The organism is Paenibacillus sp. FSL H7-689, from assembly GCF_000517905.1.
Classification (GTDB): domain Bacteria; phylum Bacillota; class Bacilli; order Paenibacillales; family Paenibacillaceae; genus Paenibacillus; species Paenibacillus amylolyticus.
Window position 1 is genome coordinate 47432 of the sequence record NZ_ASPU01000006.1, and the last position, 24717, is coordinate 72148.

23 protein-coding genes are annotated in these 24717 nt (G+C 47.3%); 22 read left to right on the forward strand and 1 reads right to left on the reverse strand.

Annotated features, from left to right (window positions below; genetic code table 11):
- The first annotated feature begins 230 nt into the window (after positions 1-230).
- The 5 genes from C170_RS30355 to C170_RS04255 are packed head-to-tail and all read left to right on the forward strand — an operon-like array spanning position 231 to position 3781.
- The gene (locus C170_RS30355) at positions 231-698 is read left to right on the forward strand and encodes a hypothetical protein (RefSeq protein ID WP_081745842.1); all 468 of its coding nucleotides are present in this window, start codon (positions 231-233) and stop codon (positions 696-698) included.
- Positions 698-982: a hypothetical protein gene (locus C170_RS04240; RefSeq protein ID WP_036606625.1), complete on the forward strand. Its 285-nt coding sequence runs from the start codon at positions 698-700 to the stop codon at positions 980-982. The genes C170_RS30355 and C170_RS04240 overlap by 1 nt, the downstream gene beginning before the upstream one ends.
- A gap of 4 nt (positions 983-986) precedes the next feature.
- Positions 987-2390 (forward strand): glutathionylspermidine synthase family protein, encoded by a 1404-nt coding sequence (locus C170_RS04245; protein ID WP_036606627.1) that lies wholly within the window; start codon positions 987-989, stop codon positions 2388-2390.
- Positions 2372-2776 (forward strand): DUF350 domain-containing protein, encoded by a 405-nt coding sequence (locus tag C170_RS04250; RefSeq protein ID WP_017691702.1) that lies wholly within the window; start codon positions 2372-2374, stop codon positions 2774-2776. Before C170_RS04245 ends, C170_RS04250 begins: the two co-directional genes overlap by 19 nt.
- Before the next feature lie 57 nt (positions 2777-2833).
- The gene (locus C170_RS04255; protein ID WP_036606629.1) at positions 2834-3781 is read left to right on the forward strand and encodes a nucleoside hydrolase; all 948 of its coding nucleotides are present in this window, start codon (positions 2834-2836) and stop codon (positions 3779-3781) included.
- 78 nt (positions 3782-3859) lie between these two features.
- On the opposite strand, the gene C170_RS04260 is transcribed toward C170_RS04255, so the two are convergent.
- Positions 3860-4387 carry a heme-degrading domain-containing protein gene (locus C170_RS04260; RefSeq protein WP_081745843.1) on the reverse strand — a complete coding sequence of 176 codons (528 nt, stop codon included), beginning with the start codon at positions 4385-4387 and terminating at the stop codon, positions 3860-3862.
- 178 nt (positions 4388-4565) lie between these two features.
- Here C170_RS04260 and lspA point away from each other — a divergent pair, with 178 nt between their 5' ends.
- The 17 genes from lspA to C170_RS04345 all read left to right on the forward strand — a co-directional run bounded on the left by lspA (position 4566) and on the right by C170_RS04345 (position 24308).
- A complete protein-coding gene (lspA, locus tag C170_RS04265) occupies positions 4566-5057 on the forward strand; it encodes a signal peptidase II (RefSeq protein WP_036606631.1) in 492 nt (163 codons plus the stop codon).
- 528 nt (positions 5058-5585) lie between these two features.
- Complete coding sequence (locus C170_RS04270) at positions 5586-6776, forward strand: ABC transporter substrate-binding protein (RefSeq protein ID WP_425435254.1); 1191 nt, start codon at positions 5586-5588, stop codon at positions 6774-6776.
- A gap of 24 nt (positions 6777-6800) precedes the next feature.
- Positions 6801-7667: a carbohydrate ABC transporter permease gene (locus C170_RS04275; RefSeq protein ID WP_036606633.1), complete on the forward strand. Its 867-nt coding sequence runs from the start codon at positions 6801-6803 to the stop codon at positions 7665-7667.
- Positions 7667-8494, forward strand: a complete 828-nt coding sequence (locus C170_RS04280; RefSeq protein WP_036606635.1) for a carbohydrate ABC transporter permease — start codon at positions 7667-7669, stop codon at positions 8492-8494. Before C170_RS04275 ends, C170_RS04280 begins: the two co-directional genes overlap by 1 nt.
- Positions 8495-9060: 566 nt before the next feature.
- Positions 9061-10818, forward strand: coding sequence for a cache domain-containing sensor histidine kinase (locus tag C170_RS04285; protein WP_081745844.1), 1758 nt, complete (start codon positions 9061-9063; stop codon positions 10816-10818).
- Positions 10815-11597: a response regulator transcription factor gene (locus C170_RS04290; RefSeq protein WP_036606639.1), complete on the forward strand. Its 783-nt coding sequence runs from the start codon at positions 10815-10817 to the stop codon at positions 11595-11597. Before C170_RS04285 ends, C170_RS04290 begins: the two co-directional genes overlap by 4 nt.
- A 126-nt stretch (positions 11598-11723) precedes the next feature.
- Positions 11724-13043 carry an extracellular solute-binding protein gene (locus C170_RS04295; protein ID WP_036606641.1) on the forward strand — a complete coding sequence of 440 codons (1320 nt, stop codon included), beginning with the start codon at positions 11724-11726 and terminating at the stop codon, positions 13041-13043.
- A 38-nt stretch (positions 13044-13081) separates the two neighbouring features.
- Positions 13082-13963, forward strand: coding sequence for a carbohydrate ABC transporter permease (locus C170_RS04300; protein WP_036606643.1), 882 nt, complete (start codon positions 13082-13084; stop codon positions 13961-13963).
- A 216-nt stretch (positions 13964-14179) separates the two neighbouring features.
- Entirely contained in the window at positions 14180-15043 is an 864-nt protein-coding gene (locus C170_RS04305; protein WP_036606719.1) for a carbohydrate ABC transporter permease, read from the forward strand.
- A gap of 236 nt (positions 15044-15279) precedes the next feature.
- On the forward strand, positions 15280-16689 hold the full coding sequence (locus C170_RS04310) for an MATE family efflux transporter (RefSeq protein ID WP_036606645.1): 1410 nt from the start codon (positions 15280-15282) through the stop codon (positions 16687-16689).
- Positions 16690-16924: 235 nt separating this feature from the next.
- Entirely contained in the window at positions 16925-17821 is an 897-nt protein-coding gene (locus C170_RS04315) for a helix-turn-helix transcriptional regulator (protein ID WP_081745845.1), read from the forward strand.
- Positions 17822-17906: 85 nt separating this feature from the next.
- Positions 17907-18746: an Rpn family recombination-promoting nuclease/putative transposase gene (locus C170_RS04320; RefSeq protein WP_036606647.1), complete on the forward strand. Its 840-nt coding sequence runs from the start codon at positions 17907-17909 to the stop codon at positions 18744-18746.
- 395 nt (positions 18747-19141) lie between these two features.
- Positions 19142-19852: a response regulator transcription factor gene (locus C170_RS04325; RefSeq protein WP_036606650.1), complete on the forward strand. Its 711-nt coding sequence runs from the start codon at positions 19142-19144 to the stop codon at positions 19850-19852.
- Complete coding sequence (locus C170_RS04330; RefSeq protein WP_036606652.1) at positions 19849-21354, forward strand: sensor histidine kinase; 1506 nt, start codon at positions 19849-19851, stop codon at positions 21352-21354. Before C170_RS04325 ends, C170_RS04330 begins: the two co-directional genes overlap by 4 nt.
- Before the next feature lie 60 nt (positions 21355-21414).
- Entirely contained in the window at positions 21415-22521 is a 1107-nt protein-coding gene (locus C170_RS04335; RefSeq protein WP_051447007.1) for a TolB family protein, read from the forward strand.
- Between the two features lie 239 nt (positions 22522-22760).
- A complete protein-coding gene (gene trhO / locus C170_RS04340) occupies positions 22761-23648 on the forward strand; it encodes an oxygen-dependent tRNA uridine(34) hydroxylase TrhO (protein WP_036606654.1) in 888 nt (295 codons plus the stop codon).
- Between the two features lie 12 nt (positions 23649-23660).
- Positions 23661-24308, forward strand: coding sequence for a helix-turn-helix transcriptional regulator (locus C170_RS04345; RefSeq protein WP_081745846.1), 648 nt, complete (start codon positions 23661-23663; stop codon positions 24306-24308).
- Positions 24309-24717 lie beyond the last annotated feature (409 nt).

Below are 24717 nucleotides of genomic sequence, written 5' to 3' on the forward strand. Positions count from 1 at the left end.
TGAATAGAATCAATTTCATAAATCACTAAAAATGGAGTTTTGTAACTAGACATAGACAAATTAAACCATTTTGATCTATGTCTAGCCTTGATTTGAAGCAGCTAAAGGTACTATGAAATTGATTCACTAGTGTAACTTTTTTCCTTCTGATGCGTTAAATACGTTTGTATGAATTGAAACGGCTCACCTAAGAGCTCGCAAAAAGGGAGGTTATCGGTATCTATTATTCATTGACGTATCGGAGTTGGTCGGATGATCGACAGGCGGAGACGGGAGTGCTGGAACAGGCTTCAGTCACACGAGATGAACTGTTCATGCGCAAACTGGTGGATGCCACCTTGGTGAAAAACAAACTCTGGGCGCATCTGTCCAATGAATGCCAGGATGGGCGGGAACATGCAGTATATGTAACGCCATATGACCAACAGATGCCGGACGAGTACGGTGCAGCCATTGCGGATGCTGCGCTGGCGATGTGCAAAATGTCTTCCATGTACAGCCCAGAGTATATGTTGTGGAATGGAAGTTCGTTTCAGGAGTTGGAGCTCATAGCTTCATCCACCTATACAATGGAGCTTGCCGAGCAACTGCTGGACCATTACATGGTTCGCGGTGGCAAGACGTATGAGTTCCTGTATTCCGTGCTGGATGCGGATCGCAAGAAAGTGTTGTTTTATATGAAAGAGGTGGATCTGTAATGAGTGACCAAGAGCGGGGGCAAGCATCGAAACCCGGATCAAAAGCAAAGCTGGTTGCTTTCTCCCTGATGCTGGCGGTTCCTGCCGTGTTATCCGGTTGTGCTAGCAACAATGATGAATGTGACCCGGAGTATGATACCGGATGTGAATATGATTCCAGCAGTGGGCACTATTACTACGGTGGGTCGTCGTATCGAAGCAATAAGGACAGTAACAGCTCCTATAGCAAATCCAAGTCCAAATCAAGCGGCTTCGGTAGCTTCTTCCGCAGCTCGGGAGGATAACCGGATGAGGCAAGTGGTTCAACTGCCGTTAAGTCACGAAGAGGTATTTCAGGGTGAAACGGAACAACAGATTCCATATCATCGAATGTACGGGAAGCAATATTGTGTGCCAGCATTAACGGTCTACTCTCCCTCGGAGGTGCTGGAACTGCATACCGCAGCCGAGGCGGTAGACGGCATTTACTGTAAAGTGATGCGATTTATCCAGCAATATATGCCGGATTCTTTTTTAGAGCATCAGTTGGGTATTCATCCGGGGCTTATCCCGGCGGCACGTATGGAGTTGGTAACTGGAGGCATTACCCGTCAGGACTGGATTATCGGAGAAGCTGGGCCCAAGTGTATTGAAAATAATACGGACACGCCTACTGGCATACCGGAGGCTGCTGCATTGGAAAATATCCTGGTCGGTCTTGCTGAGGATGCCGCGTTAACTGCGCCATCTGCCGAGATGGATACACGTATTCGGGAATGTTTCAAGATGTGGCTGGAATTCTATACAGAGCAGGGATTAAAGGGTCCGGTGACATTCACTTCTTTTGGCGAACATGTCGAAGACCGAACGAATACGGAATACCTGATGAGACGTTGTCAGGAAGCGGGATACGAGGTTTTCTATGCTCCACTTGAGGAACTGGAGATTGTTCCGGGAGAGGCGCTTTACCATAGGGGGCGGGAGATTAACTTGCTGTATCGCCTTTATCCACTGGAGTATCTGATCGATGATCGGGATGAGACGACAGGGGTGGACATTGGTGCTGCGCTGCTTGAACTTGTACGTGAGGGAAGATTGGGCCTGATGAATCCCGTTCAGCATGTGCTGATGCAGAGCAAAGGCTTCATGGCAGCAATCTGGTCACTTTACGAGCGTAACGAGCAAACCCCAGAATATTGCGGGTTTACCCTCTTTGATGAAGCAGAGATGGACGTGATTTCCCGATATCTGCTGCCCACCTATTTTTCGGCAGAGCCTTTCGAGCTGAACGCCACGCCATATGTAGCGAAGAGTTATTGGGGGCGCGAAGGCAGAGGAACTCTTTTGCTGGATGAAGGAACGGACAATGCCTTTGGAAAGCAGGATATGGAGCATCCTCTTAACGAGGCGCTGGAATCCAATCTTGCATCTGGGGCAACAGACGAGGATGAAGAGATCACAGCTTATTACGAAAATCAGCCCAAAATCTATCAGCAGCTGGTTCCGATGGAACAGGTTGTGATCGAGACGGAAGCTGGAGCATACAGCGGCTATCTGCTTACAGGGGTGTTTGTTATCGGTGGGCGTTTGGCTGGGATACTACCACGGGTCGGGGAGAAAGTAACCGGAGATATGGCCTATTATTGCGCGGCTACGGTTAGTGAACGGATGAATGATGAGGAGGAGAAGAAGGAATGGAAAACTTGGGATTAAACCTCGTGAATGTGGCGGTGGGTGTAGGCATTCTGCTGGTGGTATTGGTATGTGGATATTTCGCTTTTAGCAAATTGACCCGGTATAACGATAGTGAGGAAATCGCCAAAGGTAACGAGGCGGCAGGCATGTACATGGGCAGCAAATTACTGGGACTGTGTATTATTGTGGGCATGGTATCTTTCTCGACGCATTCGTGGTTGGATATGCTGCTGTGGTCGGCGTTTGGAATTATTGTGCTGTGCCTGGTCTATATTATATTTGATTTCCTGATTCCAAAAATGCGGGTGTGTGACGAAATCGCACGAGGTAATATGGCGGTAGCACAGTTGCTGCGTTCGATTATCATCGGCGTTTCCATCGTCATTGGTACGTTTTTGATGTAAAATAAGACATAGTGTTTTATGGAGTTTACTATTAAACGGAAGAAGGAGCGCGGCATCATGAGAAGAGTCATCATCGATACAGATACAGCAGGAGACGATACGATTGCGATCCTGACAGCATTGCATCACTTTCAGGTGGAGGGCATCACCATTACGGGCGGTAACGTACAATTCGACCAAGAGGTTGAAAATGCCCTGTACACGGTACAGGTTGCTGGACATGGCGGCAAGGTACCTGTGTATAAAGGTTGCGAACGTCCGCTAATGGCCTACGGTAAAGCTCAGCACCGGACAGTGGAAGATGTGCATGGCGATGATGGTATGGGCGGCGCGCATTTCCCGAAGGCAGATCAGCGTCCCGAGAGCGGGCATGCGGTTGATTTTCTCATTGAGAAGGTGCATGCACATCCAGGCGAAATTGAACTTCTGGCTATTGCTCCACTGACTAACATTGCGATGGCAATTCAGAAAGACCCCACGATTATCCCGGAGATTGCTCACCTGTACATCATGGGCGGAACGAATAATGCACTGGGCAATATTACACCGGCGGCGGAGTATAACTTCTACGTGGACCCGGAAGCAGCGAAAATTGTACTGCATGCAGGCATTCCAATCACGATGGTTGGTTGGGAGATGTGCACGCAATATTCAGTGATGGACGATGACGATCATGCAGAGATTGCGGCTCTGGGTACATCGGGTGCCGATTTCTTCACTGCAATCAACAAAGTGGTTATGCAGTTCAACAAGTCGGTACATAAACTCAATGGCACCACTCATCCCGATACGTTGTTGATGGCTGTAGCCGCGGATGAATCCATCATGACCAAGTCGGGTCAATATTATGTGGACGTGGAAGCGGCAGGAGAACTGACACGTGGATATAGCGTGGTCGATATCAACGGACGTTTTGGCAAAGAGCCGAATGTACGTGTCTGTGAAGCCATCGATCGGCCCAAATTCAAATCTATGCTGCTGGACGTTCTCTCGGCGATCCAATAAACGCAGGAATTTAACTACAGGAAAAAGAAGAAAATCCGTGCCTATCCCAGGTACGGATTTTTTATTGCCCATTTTAATCTAATCTTGCTGCAACAAAAACGAGCGAATGCCTGTCGTGACCAGATCATGGTCTTCCTCATCAGGCAGACCTGATACCGTAATGGTGCCGACTTGTCCCTCATTTTTCAGAATCAGCGGGAAAGCGCCACCGGCTAGGACATAGTCCGATGAAGGCAGATTGAAGTCTTGTTCAAGTGTCTGGTTTTCACTTCTCAACCGCAGAGCCGTGTGCCAAGAGCTGGATGAGAAATGATTCACTACGTTGTTCTTGCGGCGAATCCAGTCTTCGTTGTCGGGATGAGTGCCTTCCATCGCATGCAAAAAGAGGCGATGCCCCTCCAGGGTGATGTCGATGGTCACGGCTTGGGAGCGACGCTTCGCTTCTTCGACCAGATGCTGGCCAAGTTGGAGTGCTGTTTCAGAATCAAATGTGTCAAATACCAAGTCCTTTTCTTCCTGTTGCATTTCCTTTAATTTCTCTGTCGTGGTCAGGTTCAAATTACAGGCATCCCCTTTACGTATATGATTGATGTCTACATTCGACATGGATTGGTGTAGTCCCTTCTGGATGCAGTCTGAACGATGTTAGTGAACGTTATTTGCGTGGTTAAAGACCGTTCATTTGGAGACCGTACATCGGCTGTGTTAAAGTGAAGGGAACCTAATATACATAACTCTTAAAGTTAAAATAAGTTATTGCTACGTAGGCAGGAGGAGAAGCACGATGCTGTTTTATTTTGTAGCACTGCTGGTGACTTTGGTGGACCAGGGAACCAAGATTGCAGTGAGGATGTATATGGAAGTTGGCGACGTCATGAGACTGGGTAACTCGGGCATGCAGTTACAGCATTACGAGAACAGTGGAATGGCTGGCAGCATGTTTCAGGGAAATGCGCGTCTGTTCGGTGTGATTGCTGTTCTGTTCATAGCGGGCATGCTGTATTACCGGAGTAAAGGTGAGATTCGCGGTTTCTGGATGCAAGCTGGCGCGGGTTTTATGGTCGGCGGGGCTTTAGGAAATGCGATCGATCGATTTATCTATGCCCGGGTAACGGATTTCCTCGTATTTCCGTCAGGACGCGGGATTTTGAATCTCGCTGATGTTGCAATTAACATCGGTGTGGTCATGATTATCATCGGCATGTTGATTCGTGCATATCAGAGTTATCGGGCCAAGCGTTTACGTAATGCTTTGCCGAAAGCAGAACGTTCGTAATAGGTTGGATAAAAGCGTTACAGTGGCTGAATATAAGCTTATTAAATGAGGGACATTGGATATTATCCAGTGTCCTTTTTGTTATGCCCAATTCGGGTCATGGGAAGAACTGCCGTGATTCATTTTTACCGAAACCGTTTTAGAAATAATAAAGACCTATATCATCCATTCAGATTGAAGTTAGTTTGGAAGGATTAACCAAATGGTTATTTCACTATTTTTATGGGTAAATCTTTACGTATATAAAGTGAAACTAAGATATACACGAACACGGAGAGTGCAGAACCAATCTGAAGAAGCGCAGCTAAAAGCTTTCTGAAAGAAAGCTGCTTCGAAAGCATACGCTAAAATCGGATTTTCCCTTTGAGGAAGGGAATCAAAAAAATCTGGGGATAACAACGATCGGAAGATGGTACTGCAATCGGAGTGACACTGTGTAAATCACATTAGTTCAATTTATTAAGCTGAGGGAGGTACAACATGAGAACAACGCTTACCAAGGCTCTCGGGACAATGTTGCTGTGTGGAATGATGGCTGTACTTTTATCTTCCTGTACCAGTGGAGATAGCGCGAATGGCAAAGTGCAGATTGAATTTTTCCAGAACAAGCCTGAAGCCAAAACAACCTTTGATGAATTAATTAAAACGTTTAATGCGGAGCATGACGATATCCAAGTGACACAGGTGAATCCGCCCGATGCGGAGACAGTACTGAAGACGCGTGTCGTCAAAAATGATATTCCGGATATTATGGCCATGGGGGCAACCGACACCTATTCCATTCTGGCTCAGAGTGATATTTTCACCGATCTGACGGATAGCACATTACTCCAGACGATTGATCCGAACTACATACAAATGCTGAATGATCTCACAGGCATGGACGAAGTGACAGGTATTCCTTACGCGACTAATGCAAACGGCATCATGTACAACAAAACGTTGTTTAAGGAAATGGGATTGGACGTGCCCAAGACGTGGGATGAACTCATTGCGACCGCCCAAAAGATTAAGGATGCAGGTGAGATTCCATTTTATTTCACATACAAGGATGACTGGCAGACGAGCCTGCCGTTCAATGCACTAGCCTCCAATCTGGTCGGTATTGATTTCTACCAAGAGCGGCGCGATAACAAAATGACGTTCAAGGAGAAGTACCGCGAGGTAGCTGAGAAGCAACTGGAACTCATGAAATACGGTCACGGCGATAACTTTGGTAAAGCTTATTCGGACGGTAACCGTGCCTTCGCTAACGGTGAAGCCTTCATGTACATCCAGGGAACCTGGGCCATCTCGGAGATTCGCAAAGCGAACCCAAATGTTGACATCGGTTTCTTCCCATTCCCTACGGGCAACGATGCAAGCGAGATCAAGCTGGTGAACGGGATCGACTCCCTGTTTACCATTGCGGAGGACACGCCTAATCGCGAGCAGGCAGAGACGTTTATTGCGTTTCTATTAGAGCCTGAAAATATCGGAAGATACATTGACGAACAGACGCTGTTCTCTGCGGTAAAAGGCGTGAAGCAGGATGATCCTGCCGTACAGGAATTGATGCCTTATATCGAGAAGGGCAAGGTTATTGACTTTCCCGATCACTATATTCCGGCTGCCGTGCAGCTGAATTCCATCGTACAGTCCTTTTTGCAGAACCAAAACATCGACAACTATCTAGATACACTCGACAAAGAATGGGACAAGGTTGCTAATCGGCGCTAAGCCTTGTCAGAAGGAGGATGGAGTATGAACAAGCGTATCGCACCCTATTACTGGATGACGGTTCCGGCAGTCGTGTTGTTCTTTGTGTTTATGACGCTGCCGGCCCTCCAGGGCATCTATTATTCATTTACGAATTATAACGGTTTCGGGAAAGAATATGATTTTGTTGGTTTTAAAAACTATTTCAACTTGTTCCAAGATGACAATGTAGGCAATGCCTACTGGTTTACGTTCAAATTTGCGATCGTGGTGACGATCCTGACCAATATTCTGAGCTTACTCATTGCACTCGGGCTGAATGCCAAGATCAAGTTCCGTAACTTTTTCCGCGGCATCTACTTCCTGCCCAATATTCTGAGTGTACTGATCGTAGGTTACATATTTAACTACCTGTTCTCCAACGTATTCCCGATCTGGGGACAAAATCTGGGCATCAACGCGCTATCCACGAACATACTTGGTAGCGAGAGCCTGGCTTGGATCGGTATTGTCATTGTTGCAGTATGGCAATCGGTGGCCCTGAATACGATTCTGTATTTGGCTGGTCTGCAAACGATACCAACGACACTATACGAGGCATCCAACCTCGACGGCGCAGGCAAATGGCGTGAATTCTGGAGCATTACTTTCCCGCTTATTGCCCCGTTCTTCACCATTAATATGGTGCTGGCGATGAAAAATTCACTTATGGTCTTCGACCAAATCGTAGCCTTGACCAACGGTGGTCCCGGACGGGCGACGCAGTCCATCTCCCATCTGATCTACACCGGCGGATTTGAAGGCGGCGAATATGCTTATCAATCTGCGAACTCGGTTATTTACTTCATCGTTATTGCGGTGATTTCAATTCTGCAAATCCGGTTCCTGCAAAGAAGGGAGATGGATCTGTAATGAGAAGCCGTACACGAATCAATTGGCTCGTTATGCTGCTTGTTGTGCTGGGTACCCTGTTTATCCTGTTCCCATTGTATATGACCGTTACAATAGCTTTGAAAAATCCGGAACAGATGGCCCAATCGGTCTTTGCCATTCCGACAACACTTCACTGGGAGAATTTCGCGAGAGCCATCGACATGACAAACTTCTTCCAATCGTTCCGTAACAGTGCAATCGTTACCGCATCCACCGTGCTTTTGACGTTGCTCAGTAACTCGATGGTAGCCTATGCGATTGCGCGGAATATGGAGAAACGCAAGTTTTTCAAAGGATTGTATTATTACTTTGTCAGCGCGATGTTCATTCCATTTCCAATCATCATGCTGCCGATTGTTAAGCTGACCGCATCGCTGGAGATGACAAATCTGGTAGGTCTGATCCTGCTTCACACGGTTTATGGCTTGGCATTCAACGTATTTGTATACGTTGGCTACATCCGGTCCATTCCGGTAGCGCTTGAGGAAGCGGCGTTTGTAGATGGGGCGACAACTTGGGGCACGTTCTGGAAAATCATTTTCCCGCTCATGGCACCCATCAGTGCCACGGTTGGTATTCTGACATGCCTATCCACGTACAACGATTTCTTGCTACCACTCATTATTATCAGTGATCCGGGACAGTACACGCTGCCGCTGGTACAGTATGTATTCCAAGGACAGTTTAATACTGAATTTAACCTTGCGTTTGCATCCTACCTGCTCGCGTTGCTACCGATGATTATCATCTACCTGTTTGCACAGAAGTGGATCATCAACGGGGTTACCCAAGGGTCTGTGAAATAACTGAAGATGTGTCACAGAGAAGGATATGTGTGAAGGGATATGAACAAAGAGAGGTGGACTTTAAAAGTCCCCTCTCTTTTTTTGATCCTTGTCATTTAACGTTTGGGAACTATTCGGGAGGATTGATTAACCTGTAAAACTATGCTATTTTTTAGTCGTTAGTTTAATCGGTAAACAAAGACTAAGAGAGAAGAAGAGTAAGGTTCATTTCTGCAAGCGCTTTAACTATATAAATGAACTAAACATTTACACGAGAACGGAGAGGGCAGAAATAACCTGAAAAAGCGGAGCTAAAGGCTTTCTGAAAGAAAGCTGCATCGGAAGCATATGCTTCGCCTTTATCACCGGATTTTCCCCTTTAAAAAGGGAATCAAAAAATCTGGGGATAACAGCGATTGGAAGGTTATTCTGTCATCGTAGTGGCTAGTGTAAATATTCTTTTGTTCATTTTATATAGAAGAACTGAATACGTAGATAATCCGGCATCGTTTGTACCCAGTCTTCAAGAGCACGGGCGTAAGGTGGTGGGTTCTTTTACATGCCAAAAAGAGAGGAGAATGGGGAAGTTGCACGGGAAAAAAGGACATTTTAACTCACTTCGGAATCAGATTTTCATTGGTTTCGTTATGGTGATGCTTGTTGTTCTGCTGCTCGCAGGCATATCGGCTTATGATCGGGTAGCTGCTTTGCTGAAAAGCAATGCGGAGAAACATATTCACCAAACCGCCGTCCAAGCCAGTGGCAGATTGGATGCAATCATTGCACAAGTGAATTCGCTGACCGCCCAGGTGGCGGATGATGCATATGTGCAACGTCTGCTCAGCGATGAGAAGCAGGGCAACCCGGCTACCTTTAATCAGCGGCAAGCTCTCTTGCAGATTGCAGGCAGTTATCAGTCTTTCATCAACGGCGCGCAAAGTATGGAGATATACACTACGGGTTATAACCGCATCTTTCCGATGGATGACCGATCCCTCGATCTCAGAGTGGAGCGCAACTGGATCAACCTGGCGGATGAAGGAAAAGGCAGACTGGTATGGGCAGGTGCTGACCCTGAAGATCCGGGTGTGCTTCTGGCTATTCGACGGATTAACCTGCTGGATCATTCTTTCGAACATGGAGGTTATGTGGTGGTGCGGATGCAGCGCAGTTTTTTTCAACTCAATGATTCGAATGGGGCAGATGGTTCGCAGGACTCTATCATGCTCTTGGATGGGGTGGGCGAAGTGGTGACTTCCGATCTGGAGATCAATCTCGATCCCAAAGCCATATTGGACAGTGGATCAGTCGTGCAGAACGGGGAGGAATCCTATATCGTCGTCCGGCAAAAATCGGAGTTAACGGGATGGACACTTGCTGTCCTGACCCCGCTGCGGGAGACAACGGAAGGTGTATCCATCTTGAGAACGGCGCTGCTCGTTTCGGGAATGATTGGTGTTGTTCTGTTCCTTATCATGTCCTTCTTTCTGTCCACAATGATTACACGTCCGCTCATACGTCTGATGAGGGCCATGCGCAGTGCACAGCCGGGAGCAATGAGACCTAATCTAATGGTTAGCTCTACGATGGAGATCAATGAACTCAACGACGTATATAACCAGATGGTCTACAGGCAGAATGAATTGACCCGTGTGGTTCATGAGAAGGAGGTCATGCAGTCCCGGGCCGAGTTGAAGGCGTTGCAATCTCAGATTAATCCCCATTTTCTATTCAACACGCTGGAAGCGTTCTATTGGTCCCTTGAGGAGAAGGGAGACGAGGAGATGGCACGTATGGTGGTGGCGATGTCCCGATTATTTCGCTACATCATCTCCAGTTCGCAGCAGGATGAATGGGTTACGATTGCCGACGAGCTGGAACACGCCGAGCGTTATCTTCAAATTATGCAGATGCGGTTGGGAGAGAGAATGCAATGGGAGATTCAGCTGAGTGATGCGGTGCGTAAGGTCGCAATACCGAAACTTCTTATACAGCCCTTAGTTGAAAATGCGATTCTTCATGGGGTTGAAAGTAAACTGGGCCCGGGAAAGATAAGCGTCCATGTGGATGCTTCGACCGAGAAAAATCTGGTTCGCATTGAGGTTCGGGATGATGGTCCCGGTATGGATGAATTACGGCTTCAATCTGTCATTCATGCTTTACATGGCGGGCCCGCTGTATCTAACAAGGGTACAGGCGTAGGTCTAATCAACGTACATCGGCGACTGAAGCTTTACTTTGGCAGCCAACTTGGCGAACGTTGCAAGCTTTCTATAACAAGTAAGGTTGGGGAAGGAACTGTCATTTGCTTTGAGATTCCCATGGGAACGGAGGGGTGCATATGATTCATGACAAAACGATTCTTATCGTGGATGATGAGCCGCGTACAAGAGAGGGTATTCGCAAAACACTGGAAGGATGGTCGGCAGGACGAAATCACATTCAGACTGCAGAAAGTGGCGTCGAGGCTGTGGAATGGCTCAAGAAAAAGCCGGCAGATCTGTTAATAACGGATATTCGCATGCCGGAATTCTCTGGCTTGTCTCTGATTGAAGCCATTCAACATTTTTCGAACAAGCCTGTTGTCCTGATTATGTCGGGGCATGCCGATTTTCAATACGCCCAGCAGGCCATTAAGCTGGGTGTTGTGGAGTATATGTTGAAACCGATTGATAAGGAACAATTGCTGCAGACCGTCGAAAAAGCCCTAAAGTTCAGCGAACAACAGAGACGTATTCAAACGATGCAGGAAATGGTTGACCCCAAGCTGCTGGATGTTAAGGAGCGAGGGGAACAGAGGCTCAATAGCCAGATCAGTGAAGCTTTGACCTATGTGGATGCTCATCTGGGTGAACATGTGACCATGCGTGAAATCGCTGATTTACTCCATCTCAACTCCAGTTACTTCAGCGTATTGTTTAAGGAACAGATCGGCATCAATTTTAGTGAATACCTTACCCGCAAACGCATTCAGCGCGCGAAGGAGTTGCTTGTGCAGACAACGATGCCAATCTCGGAGATTGCGGAACAGGTGGGTTATCAGACGGATAAGTATTTTATCACAGTATTTAAAAGTCTTGAGGGGCTTAGTCCAAGCAAATATCGGCATTCCCTATCTGAATGAAATAACAAATAACCTCAAAAAAGTGGAGTTTTTCCAAATTACTCTGGTCTTATAGGTGTGATAGGCCCGTGCTACAATTTGGTTAAAGCGGTTACATTAACCGAAAAAACCAAGGGGGTTGGAATAATGAGCAAAAAGACGATGGCCATTCTTCTGTCATGGACGCTGGTTCTCGCCGTAATTTTATCCGGATGTAACAGTTCAAGTTCGGATGAAGAGGGTGAAACAGGCAGCAACGGCACAGATGGGAAAGTAACCCTCAAATTCATGCACCTCTGGCCAGCAGGCAGTTCCGCACAGCAAAACAAACTGGTCAACGATATCATCAAGCAGTATCAGACGGATCATCCGAATGTAACCATTAAGCAGGAAGTGCTGGAGAATGAACAATATAAGAACAAATTGAAAATTCTGTCGGCATCCAATGAACTTCCCGATGTTGGTGTAACTTGGGCTGCCGGATTTCTGGAGCCTTATGTGAAGGGGAACCTGTTCGCACCGGTCGATGATCTGCTGAGTGACTCTCTGGGCGAGAAATTCATAGCCGGAACAACAGAAGCTTATGCGATAGACGGTAAAACATATGCGCTACCAATTGAGTTGAATATCTCCCCCATTTATTATAACAAAGCCATTTTTGCAAAATATAACTTGCAGCCGCCAGCAACGTACGATGAATTCCTGAGTATGCTGAAGACACTGACAGAGAACGGTGAGGTGCCGATCGCACTGGGCAATAAAGACCGCTGGACTGGCTCACTCTGGTATATGTATCTGGCGAATCGGTTAGGTGGAGATGCACTGGAAAAGGCCATCAATGGCTCTGGCAAGTTTGACGATCCTGCGCTGACTCAAGCTGCTGCCGAGGTACAAAAACTGGTGGATATGAATGCTTTCAACAAAGGCTTCAACGGGTTGTCTAACGATGAGGGCAAATCCGAATTCATGAACGAAAAAGCTGCCATGTATCTGATGGGTACCTGGGAACTGCCAAACTTTACGACCAACCCGGACATCCCGCAGGAATTCAAGGACAAGATCGGATTTTTCAAATTCCCAACAATGGAAGATGGCAAGAGCGATATTAACAGCTGGGTAGGTGGTCCAGGTGTAGGACTGTTCGTGGCCCAGAACTCCAAAGTGAAGGAAGAAGCGCAGAAGTTTGTGCAATACTTTGTGGAAAAATGGGGTGAAAGTTCGGTAACTGAAGCAGGCGTCATCCCGGCAACCAAAGTGGATACAGCTGCAGTACAGCTACCACAGCTTTACATTGACCTTCTCAACGAATTGAATCAGGCCAGCAGCCTTACACTCTTTGCAGACGTACAGATGAAACCGGCAGCCGCTCAGGCACATCTGGACATGATTCAGGCGTTGTTTGGCAAAGCGGTAACACCGGAGGACTTTGTGAAGAATCATCAGGCTGCAATTGATAAAGGCAATTGACGTACACACGTTTGAACGCTTGAAGGGAGGATAATGTGATGGACAAAGTCATGTCCAACCGTCTCGTTGCTGCGTTGTACGTGCTTCCTGCACTGCTTCTGCTGCTGGTCTTGGTCTACATCCCGATCGTGCTCACCGGGTATTATGGGTTGATGCAATGGGACGGGATCGGTGCAATGACCTTTATTGGATTGGATAATTACGCCAGACTTCTTCAAGACGGAACATTCTGGCAGAGTGCGAACCATACTTTTTTGCTTGCTTTGTTCTCTGCGCTGAGTCTGATCGGTTATCTGATGATCGCTTTGGTGCTGTCAGGCAAGATCAAGGGGGCCAATCTGTTCCGCAAAATATATTTGATCCCGATGCTGCTGTCTTCGGTCGCGATCGCCCAGTTATGGCTGAAGATCTATCATCCCAGCAATGGTGTGCTGAACACCTTTCTGGAAGCGATCGGCTTCAGCAATCCGCCAGCCTGGCTGGCGGAGCCATCACTGGTGCTGTATGCACTGTTCGTACCGATTCTATGGCAGTATGCAGGCTTCTATATTTTGATCTATTATGCGGCCCTCAAAAATATTCCGGAATCTCTGGTGGAAGCAGCCCGGATTGATGGGGCAAGTCCTTGGCAGATCGCTTTTCGAATCAAGCTGCCCCTTATTACAGAAGTCATCAAGGTGACTGTGGTACTGGCTGTGGTAGGCTCACTCAAGTATTTTGATCTCATCTACGTGATGACCGATGGCGGACCGAATGGTTCCAGCGAAGTGATGGCCTCCTATATGTATCGTCAGGCGTTCCGTAGCTTCGACTTTGGTTACGGCAGTGCTGTAGGGTTCTTCCTGCTCTTGATCTGTCTGCTTGTTACCTGGCTGCTTCGAAAAGCGACAGCATCCAAAGATACGATCCAGTATTCCTGACGCTAGTTCGTGTCTGAAAACTCGCTGAAGTGCATCTTTTACCGCCTTTTCGCCCCCTGCTGCGTCACTTTCCCTTGACGTGCCCCGGCACGCCTGCGGAAAATTTCCTTGCTTGGAACGAAAATTCGGCAAAATCTGCCACCTTCGGAGTTTCCAGACACGCCCTAGTGAAATGAAAGGAGGTCCATCCCGGTGAAGACGGATACGGCCGTTAGATTGCCAACTTACCCGGGGACAAGCCGAGGTTCGGCATGGTTAAGGAGATTTGGCTATATTCTGCTGTATTTCCTCTTGTCCCTGGTAGCTTTGCTGCAAATTTTACCTTTGGTATGGCTACTGTTGTTCTCGCTTAAAAATAATCAGGAAGTATTCGACATGGCGCCTTTTTCCCTTCCTGCCACTCCGCGTTGGGAAAACTATGTCAAGGTATGGACAGAGGGAAATATCAGCTTGTACTTCTTCAACAGTGTATGGATTACGGTGGTCTCGGTGGTGATCACCGTGCTGTTCGCCAGTCTGGTGACCTTTGCCATTACACGTATGCGCTGGAAAGGTCGTTCGCTGGTGCTGGGGCTGTTCATGGTGGGTCTGATGATCCCTGTACACTCCACGTTGATCCCGCTGTTCAGCTTGTTCCTGAAGCTTCATCTCACAGATCACCCTTTGTCAGTCATCCTGTCTTATATTGCCTTTAATATGCCAATTACCATTATGATTCTACTTGGATTCTACTACGCTCTCCCCCGGGAAGTGGAAGAAGCCGCAGTGATGGATGGTTGCTCCGTGCATCGGATTTTCTTTCGGATTGTGCTGCCGATGACGTCTTCGGTCATTTCCACAACGGCGATCATTAACATGATCTATAACTGGAATGAATTCATCTTTGTTAATACGTTCATCAGTACAGATTCGTACAAAACCCTGACTGTTGGGGTACAGAACTTTATTGGTCAATACACAACGGATTGGGGAGCCATTGGTGCAACGCTGATGATTAGCATTATGCCAATCCTGATTGCTTTTCTCATCTTGAGTAATCGAATTGTGGAGGGCATTGCTGCGGGTTCTGTTAAAGGTTAAAAGGTTGAGGGTCCAAGGTCCTTCCATTACTTGCTTAAAAGCGAGTTGGGAGGGGCCTTTTTTGTCTTCTGAAACCTCTGATAAGCTTACGGAAATGGGGCTTTATGAAAGCAGTGAAAATACCTATTTATGGAATTACAAAAAACTTTCAACTATTTTCGCAAAACTACTGCATTTTCAAACCACCTGTGCTAACATACCCTAAGAATTAAAGCCCACATGGGAAAGGTGAGAAAATGACAGCAATATCCTCAACCAAAGAGTCCCTTCGTTCTGATGCCAAGGATCTGAATCTGATTCGACTTACATGGCCTATTTTCTTGGAACTCTTCTTATTTATGTTGATGGGGAGCGTGGATACGCTCATGCTCAGCTCGGTATCCGATAATGCGGTCTCCGGCGTTGGAGCAGCCAATCAGATTATTTCTATCGCTATCCTTGTATTGGAAGTCATTGGACATGGTGCTGCGATTGTAGTCGCACAATATATCGGATCCAAAAAGTTAAGTGAAGCAGCACAAGTTACGGGTAATGCGATCACACTGAATCTTATCGTAGGTCTGGTCCTGAGCGGAATCTTCCTTCTGTTCGGAGGACATTTGTTATCACTCCTGAACATTCAAGGCGAAATTTATGATTTTGCCCGTTCGTATATAAATATAGTCGGTGGCGGTATCTTCCTTCAGGCGCTCATTAATGCGCTGGCTGCGACGATTCGTACACATGGTTATACCAAAGAAACGATGTATGTCGCTGTATTCATGAACGTGATTCACGTTGTTGGTAACTATGCATTGATCTTTGGACACTTCGGCCTTCCGAAGCTTGGAGTGGAAGGGGCAGCAATCTCTACGGTGGGAAGCCGGTTTATCTGCCTGCTGATCTTCTTCTGGTTGTTGTATCGTGTGAGCGAGGTACGGGTGGATTTTGAATACTACATTAAGTTGTCTAAGAAATTCATTGGCAAAATTCTGCGGATTGGCATTCCGTCTGCGATGGAATCCATGGTATATCATTCCTGCCAGCTCGTGTTCACGCTGTATGTGACCTATCTGGGCGCAGAAGCTATGGCAACCAAGCAGTATGCGGGTAACATCTCCAGCTATATCTACTTGTTCAGCATGGCGATTGGTATGGGGACATCGATCATTGTAGGTCGGCTTGTGGGTGCGCGGCGCAAAGACGATGCGTACAAACGTGTTTTTGACAGTGTAAAATGGGCCCTTCTTGCCACGGTTATCATTGATGTAATCATCATTTTTTTCCGTGTGCCGCTGATGAGCATATTTACGGATAATCCGGAAATTATCAAGCTGGGGGCTCAAGTGATTCTACTCAGTCTTTTGCTCGAAACCGGGCGTACCTGCAATATTGTAATCATTGGTTCCCTGCGTGCGGCAGGGGATGCAAAATTCCCGGTATACATGGGGCTGATCTCCATGGTCTGCATGAGTCTGCCACTGGGGTACCTGCTCATATTCAAGCTTCATCTGGGGCTCGCGGGTGTGTGGCTTGCCATTGCCGCGGATGAGTGGACCCGCGCGGTCATTATGTTCTTCCGCTGGAAGAGCAGAGCTTGGGAGAAACATGAATTGGTGGAGCATGATGACGAAGAGGTTGGTGCACAGCCGGTACCGGCTGTCTGACGAAGAATGTTGTGCAAAGATATAAATGAACCTGCTGTAGATCAATGAAGTGGCTCTAGAGTAGCCACAGGACGGCGGTTTCCCAGAAGAGTCAATTACGGATAGGATTCCATCCGTGATTGGCTCTTTTTGCATCTCCGGCAGAGGTAAGCAGAGGTGAAGATAGCAAAATTGATCAAAACAGCGGTTACACCATTCACGTATAGTAAGGATATGGAAGGGGGCTTTACCTCAGTTGAGCCGTTACCGTGCAATGATTCAGCAAAGTTTGTTCTATATTGAGACTCATCTGCATGAGCAGATTGGGCTGGAAGAAGTGGCATCCGAGGCGTTGTTGTCGCCATATCACTACCATCGAATTTTCCGTAATGAGGTGGGCATGACCGTGGTGGATTATATCCGAAACCGTCGGATGAGTCTGGCGTCCACCACCCTCCGATCGACGGATGCGGGCATTTTGGACATCGCTCTGGCTTGTGGTTTTGAGAGTCAAGAAGCCTTCACCCGTGCATTCCGCAAATTATATGGCATGCCACCAGGACGTTTTCGCAAATTGTTCGATCTGAAATTATTCGAAGGAAGAACCAGAGGAGGAGAATTACAGATGAACCAGACGTCAACAATTACAGGTTGGATGTTAACCGGGAGTCACCCGCAGAATTATGAGATGGGCATTGATCCGGCCGAAGTGCATCAGGGAAAAGCATCAGGATATTTGAAGGCCGTTACGCCAATGGAGCCCAACGAGTTTGCAACAATGATGCAACAGTTCAGAGCGGACAAGTATGTGGGTAAGCGAATGAAATTATCGGGATTCGTGAAGACCGAGCGTGTGGATGCGTTCTGCGGATTATGGATGCGTGTGGATAATAACGTCCATGATGTACTTCAATTTGATAACATGCATGATCGGCCAATCACGGGTACGCAGCCATGGAATCAGTACAGTATTGTGCTTGATGTGCCGGAGGGCAGCGCGGTCATTTCATTCGGGGTTATTTTGAACGGCAAAGGAAAAGTGTGGGTCGACAGCTTCCGCTTCGAGGAGGTTGATCTGAACACACCACTGACACATATGGAGACAGAGTACGAGATGTCGGACGAGCCGCTGAATCTGTCATTTGAGGAGTAGAAGCAATTTATGTGCAGATCCATTATCAAGCTGAGGCTATATGGGAATTATGATATAATGCTGGTGAGAATGGAGCTGATGCTGAGTGACGGAATTACTCGATCCACGAGTAGATTTTGTGTTCAAACGCATTTTTGGAAGTGAGCAAAACAAAGATGTTTTGTTAGCTTTTCTGAACAGCACGTTTATAGAGACCGGCGAATCTCCTCTTACGGAGATCACTGTGGTTAACACGTATACAGATAAGGATAGTCCAGAGGATAAACAATCCATTCTGGATATTAAAGCAAAGACGGTAGAAGGCAAACTAATTAACATTGAAATGCAGCTGTTTAACCCGTATAACATGGAGAAAAGGACGTTGTTTTATTGGAGTGAGATGTACTTTCATCAGATAAAAAAGGGTGAAAACTATAGTCTACTCAAAAAATGCGTGACTATTAATATACTCAACTACTCCTGTCTGGATAATGAGCGATATCACAATGTTTTTCATTTACGAGAAGATCATACAGGTATTGGTTTGACGGATGATATCGAAATACATGTGATGGAACTAACCAAATTGGATGAGTATTCTGTTCCGATGGAAAAAGGCGGACTCGTGAATTGGTTATTATTCCTGAAAGGAATAGATACATCAAACTGGGAGGTGCTGGCCATGAATGAACCGATGTTGAAAAAGGCGATGGATACGCTGGAATTTCTGAGTCAGGATGCGTCCACCAGAATGGCCTACGATGCTCGAATGAAAGCATTGAGTGACGAAAAATCAATGATTGAAGGCGCACGAGCTGAAGGAGCGGCTGAAGGCAAGAGAGAAATGGCTCGTGAGTTACTCACACTTGGCGTAGATCTCTCTGCTATAGTTAAAGCATCTGGACTCTCTGAAGATGAAATTAAGAAGTTATTGCCTAAACAGTAACTTGAAACGGGAATCTATAGATTAAGGGCTGATCCAATCACGGGTTGGCTCTTTTTGTCGTCATTGGGGTATAAAGAAAGTAGAGCCAAGTCCAAGCTGAGAGGATGAAAGCTTCTCATACAAATTGCAAACTCATCCATAGCTAAATCGCAAAGACCTTGCTAACATAAATAAAAAGAACTGAATATTTACACGAAAACGAAGAGTGCAGAACCAGTCTGAAGAAACGAAGTTCAAAGCTTTCTGTCAGAAAGCTACTTCGGAAGCATATGCTACGCCCTTTATCACCGGATTTCCCCTTTGGAAGAAGGGGATTAAAGAAATCTGGGGATAACAGCGATCAGAAGACGGTACTGCACTTGAAGTTATCTCGTGTAACGTAGAGGATGAATCCCATGAATAAAAAAGTGCTCGTGGTAGATGACGAATCAAGTATTGTCAGTGCCATTGCTTACGCGCTGCGGCGCGAAGGATATGAAGTAGATACTGCGAGTGACGGCGAAGAGGCCTTGGTCAAGGTCGCATCGTTTCATCCGCAGGTCATGATTTTGGACGTCATGATGCCAAGGCTTGATGGATATGGCGTATGCCGCAGGCTGGAGGACCGCGAGGATATCGGCATTATTTTGCTGACCGTCAAAAATGATATCGTGGACAAAATCGTTGGCCTGGAAATGGGCGCCGATGATTACATGACCAAACCGTTCGAGATCCGTGAACTGCTCGCAAGGGTGAAAGCGCTCATGCGCCGTGTAGAGAAAAGCAGTCCACCACCTGACGATTCGAAGAATCAGGCCATCGTGAATGGCACACTGCGTATTCATGTTGCTCACCGCACAGTGACCGTGAATGAGGAGAAGCTGGATCTGACACCAAAAGAGTTCGACCTGCTGACCATTCTCATGTCCAATCCCGAGCGGGTGTACACACGAGACGATCTACTAGATCGAGTGTGGGGCATGGAGTATGTGGGTGGTACACGAACCGTAGACATTCACATCCAGCGTTTGCGTAAAAAAATTGGAGATACGGATCAGCAAAAATTACAGACCGTGTACGGGATTGGTTACAAAGCATCTGCGCCTGAAACAGGCGGGGCCATATGAGAGTCAGCATCAAGCTGAAGTTCAGTGTTTTTCTGGCAGCCTTGCTTATCCTGACCGTGGTTGTGCTTAGTTCACTGGTTCTGCGCGGTATTGAACGCAATCAGCAGTCACAGATTGAGGGTATTCTGTCCCAACAGACACGGCTGGTCAACTTGAACGTGAGACAAGCCTACTACACGGAGTCCGTTCATCTTGAACAGGAAGTCTTTTTACAACAAAACGGCCGCAGGCTTGCACAGGAACTGGCCAACTCTACCGGATTGCCAATTGCTCTCTATAATATGAAGGGCCAGCAAGTTGGCTCATCGATCAGTTCCGGGGAGAGTGCGATTGTTCAGGATACGCTCAACTATGCACTGCAAAATAAAATTGCCTATCATGAACAAGGGGATACCTTGCTCTATGCGGCACCGTTGGACGGTCCGGATGGACAGATGGGTGCAGTATGGATGCAATATCCGGTCCAAAGCTACCATGAATTCTATACTCGCATCCTTCAATTGTTCATATGGGCGGGCATTGTCGTTGTTGCGCTGAGCTTCATATTAGGTTATCTGTTCTACAATCGGTTTGCCGTTGCGATTACTCGGCTGAAAAAGTCTGCAGATTCCATTCGCGAAGGGAATTACATTACGGAGTCTCCTTTAAAGCGCAAGGATGAGTTGGGGGAGCTGGGGCAGGGCATTTATTATATGAGTACATCCATTCAGCAAAATATCACAGCCATGCATGCGGAGCAGCAGAAGCTGCAACTGGCGATTGAGAAACTTCAGGCGCTGGAACAGCAGCAGAAACAATACATCGGTAACATCAGCCATGAATTCAAGACACCACTGACATCGATCAAAGCTTATGTGGAGCTGCTCGACATGTATAAGGATGATCCGCAACTGCTTGATGATGCCACAAGTAACATTGGCAAAGAAACGGAGCGGCTGTACGAGATGGTCGAGAAAGTCTTACATTTATCTGCCCTGGAGAAGTATGACTTCGAGAACCAGGCCGAAGATGTAGAGGTCAGCGCTCTGCTGAAGGATGCCTGTGGCCGGATGCGGGGGAAAGCCGAGAAATTCGGGCTGAACATGGAACTGGATCTTGAACCGGCGGTGATCCGCAGCGATCGGGAGAGTCTTATGCATATTTTCATCAACATGCTGGATAATGCCATCAAATATAACGTTCCGGATGGTGTGATCCGGGTGAAGAATGAACTGCGGATGCAGGAGCGTCAAGCGGTCATTCGCATCTATAACTCGGGTACGCCGATCCCGGCAGAGGCGCGGGAGAAGATTTTTGAACCCTTTTACACCGTGAACAAAGACAGAGCCAGAAAAACCGGCGGAACCGGACTGGGTCTATCTCTCGTGAAGCAGTTTGTTGAAAAACAGGGCGGTACAATCACCCTGCTGTCGGGCGATCCAGAAGATGGGGAAGGTGTGACGTTCCAGCTCATGTTCCCTTTGGCTGATTCAAGTTTACAAGTTCGAAACAAGTCTGAATAACTTTGGAAGTATGCGATGTATATGCTTGGTCTATAGCAAGAGAAACCAGGGGGGACCATCATGAATTGGAAACAAGCAGCTATGGGCACGTTCGGAGCCATTGCCCTGTTAACGACAGCGGCATGCGGGGGAACAACGGAGCCGGGGGGCAACGCACAAGGCGGGAAAACGGGCACGGATATTACGGTAAAAGATAATACCAACACGTCCGTGTACCAGAGCTTCAAGCTGGAGAAGATTGATAAATTGCCGAATATGCGCGGAATCGCATGGCTAAGTGATGATTGGATTGTATCCGACAAAGAGAACAAGTCCTTGAAACCCGTCACGGTTGAAGGTCAGGAAAGATACCCGCATAACTTATATATGTATGATCTGACGAAAGGTACAGACACGCCGCTCAAAGAAAGTGAAGCCAGTCTGGGTGCACCGCTGGTATCACCGGATGGTCAGTACCTGTTCTACCGCGAGCCGGAGGAAAATACGGGCAAAGGCTACTTCCTGAACCTGCATAACGGGGAGACAACCCCTGCTGGCAAGGAGGATGGATTTATCCAAGAGGGCGCGTGGCTGGATAATGAACATGTCGTTTTCCCTAATATGAAGGGTGATCTGATCTCGGCAAGTGTGGACGGTACAACAAAGATACTGGTGGAAACAGGTAATTTCAATGTACGGAGTATCAAGGTGTCAGGCAATATGCTCTATTATATTACGGGCGAAGATGGCCAGTTGAATGCATACGATGCGAAGACGGGTGACGTAAAACAGGTGCTGAAAAGTGTGGAGTGGGTCATCCCATCTAATGATGGAACAAGGCTTGCGATTGTGAAAAAAACAGCGGATACCAAACGGGCGCTGGTGCTCACCGATCTGGAAGGCAATGAGAAGGCCACGCTTGCCAGAGGCACACAGATTTTCGGCACAAGCTGGTCGGGTGATGATTCCAAGATTGCATATACCATCAATTCTGAGAATGATAATGAGAAAGGGCTATTTGTCTCCAACACGGAGTCGGCAGAACAGTTCCAGATCTCGGCCGATATGGACAACGCTTCTGACCCACTCGCCTGGAGCCCGAAAGGAAATAAAATCCTGTTATCGCAGGCGGTATTGGAGAATGAATCGTATCACTTTGTAACCTCGGTCATTACGATCTCGGAATAGGGTGAATGGTGCGGACAGATATGTTCCATATCTTTCATGCCTTACTATACATTTATATTGACTAAGCTGTTCCGCTTCCGATAAACTAGAATGCAGGAATAAAAGTCGAATGTCAGGCAGCAGTTCGAGACGATGTTTCGGGCGGCTGTTTATTTTCTTTTTAACAGTAAGGGTGCAACGTAGTCGTCTTGCCGGATGATCCGGCTAATAACAACATGGAATAGGAACAGGTGATATACATGTGTAACAGCGCGTACCGCGTGCTTTTATATTATAAGTTCGTGAAGATTGAAGACCCCGAGACGTTTACACAAGAGCATCTGCAATACTGTAAGGACCTGGGTGTGAAAGGCCGTATTCTGATCGCATCCGAAGGCATTAACGGTACGGTATCCGGAACGCCAGAACAGACGGAACAGTACATGAAAGATATGCTGGCTAATCCGCTGTTCAGCGACATGGTGTTCAAGATTGATGATGTCGAGGAGCATGCGTTCAAAAAAATCTTTGTTCGTCACAAAGCAGAGCTGGTAACCTTCCGTGTGGAAGATGAACTTGACCCAAATGTGACTAGCGGCAAACGCCTTTCGCCGAAAGAGTTCCATGAACATCTACAACGTGATGACGTTATCGTTATCGATGGTCGCAATGATTATGAATACGAAATTGGTCATTTCCGCGGGGCCATCCGTCCAGATGTGGAGTCGTTCCGTGAGTTTCCGGAGTGGATCCGCGAGAACCTGGGTGACATGAAGGACAAAACGATTATTACCTATTGCACTGGCGGCATTCGCTGCGAGAAGCTGACTGGGTTCATGATCAATGAAGGATTCCAGGATGTGGCTCAATTGGACGGCGGTATTGTCACGTACGGTAAAGATCCGGAAGTACAAGGCCATCTGTTCGATGGTAAGTGTTACGTGTTTGACGAGCGGATCTCTGTACCGATTAACCGGACAGAAGAGGATATTGTCATTGCCAGCTGTTATCACTGTGGAACGACACATGACCGATATATTAATTGTCCAACCTGCAACCTACAGCATGTAAGCTGTGAGGATTGCGAAGAGACGCATAACCGCTTTTGCTCGGATGCCTGCCGGGAGGCAGCACCGGTACACGCATAAGCAGGAGAGCAGGTGCTGATCGTGAAGCGCGAAGAGGAACGAACGACGCGTGAACGGATTTTGTTCATGCTGAAGCAGCAAGGTACATTGACCGCGAGGGAAATGACAGCTGATCTGGGTCTGACCGGCATGGCCATTCGCCGTCATCTGACGGCACTGGAGCAGGACGGCTGGATTGAGGTTCGGGAGGCCCGGGCTACGGCCGGACGTCCTTCCTCGGTGTACCAATTGACGGTACGCGGGGACAGCTTTTTTCCAAAATCATATTCGTCCCTTACGCTGGAACTTCTTGAAGAATTGTCTGACTCAGCCGGGAGCGGTGTGGTAGATGCATTGTTCGAGAGTCGCCGGGACAAGTTGCTTCGCAGCGGATTGCCACAGATGGAGGGCCAGGATCTGGCTGGACGGGTGGAGGAACTCGCTCGAATCCAGAATGCCAACGGATATATGGCGGATGCGTCCAGAGAAGACGATGGAACTTACGTCATTACGGAAATGAACTGCCCGATTGTACAAGTCGCGAGTGTCTACAAGCAGGCTTGCCGCTGTGAACTGGAACTGTTCCGCTCGCTACTCCAAGCTGAGGTGGAGCGTACTGAATGTTACGCCGATGGCGGCAAAAGGTGCAAGTATGAGATTCGCGAAGCGTCGGGGAATTAATTGGTGAGAGTTTGAAAAAAAGATAATAAAAGATATTCAAAGTGTAAAGAAGAAGAGATGGTATCGAGTTTCGTCGAGGCCATCTCTTTTTTATATCCTGCGTTACGTGAAACTGTATGAAAGAAATTTCTCTAACGAACCCTGTAGACGTTAATTTCCTCTCCAAAGATCTTTTCAAAATTTAACGAATCGTAAAGGCGCTATTTTGCTTAATTTGGCTGATTCTCGGTATCGAATTCTAATATTTGAATGAATAACGAGTATGAGGTTCGTTAGGATTTGCATATCGTGATTATTCCCCCAATAAGATGTCTCGGGTTCGTTAGCATTGGAGAAAGGGCAATTCTATTGTTTGGCGCTAACACGTTGGCTTGGTGCAGCTGGTCAACGTGAAGCGCCTAAGCACATT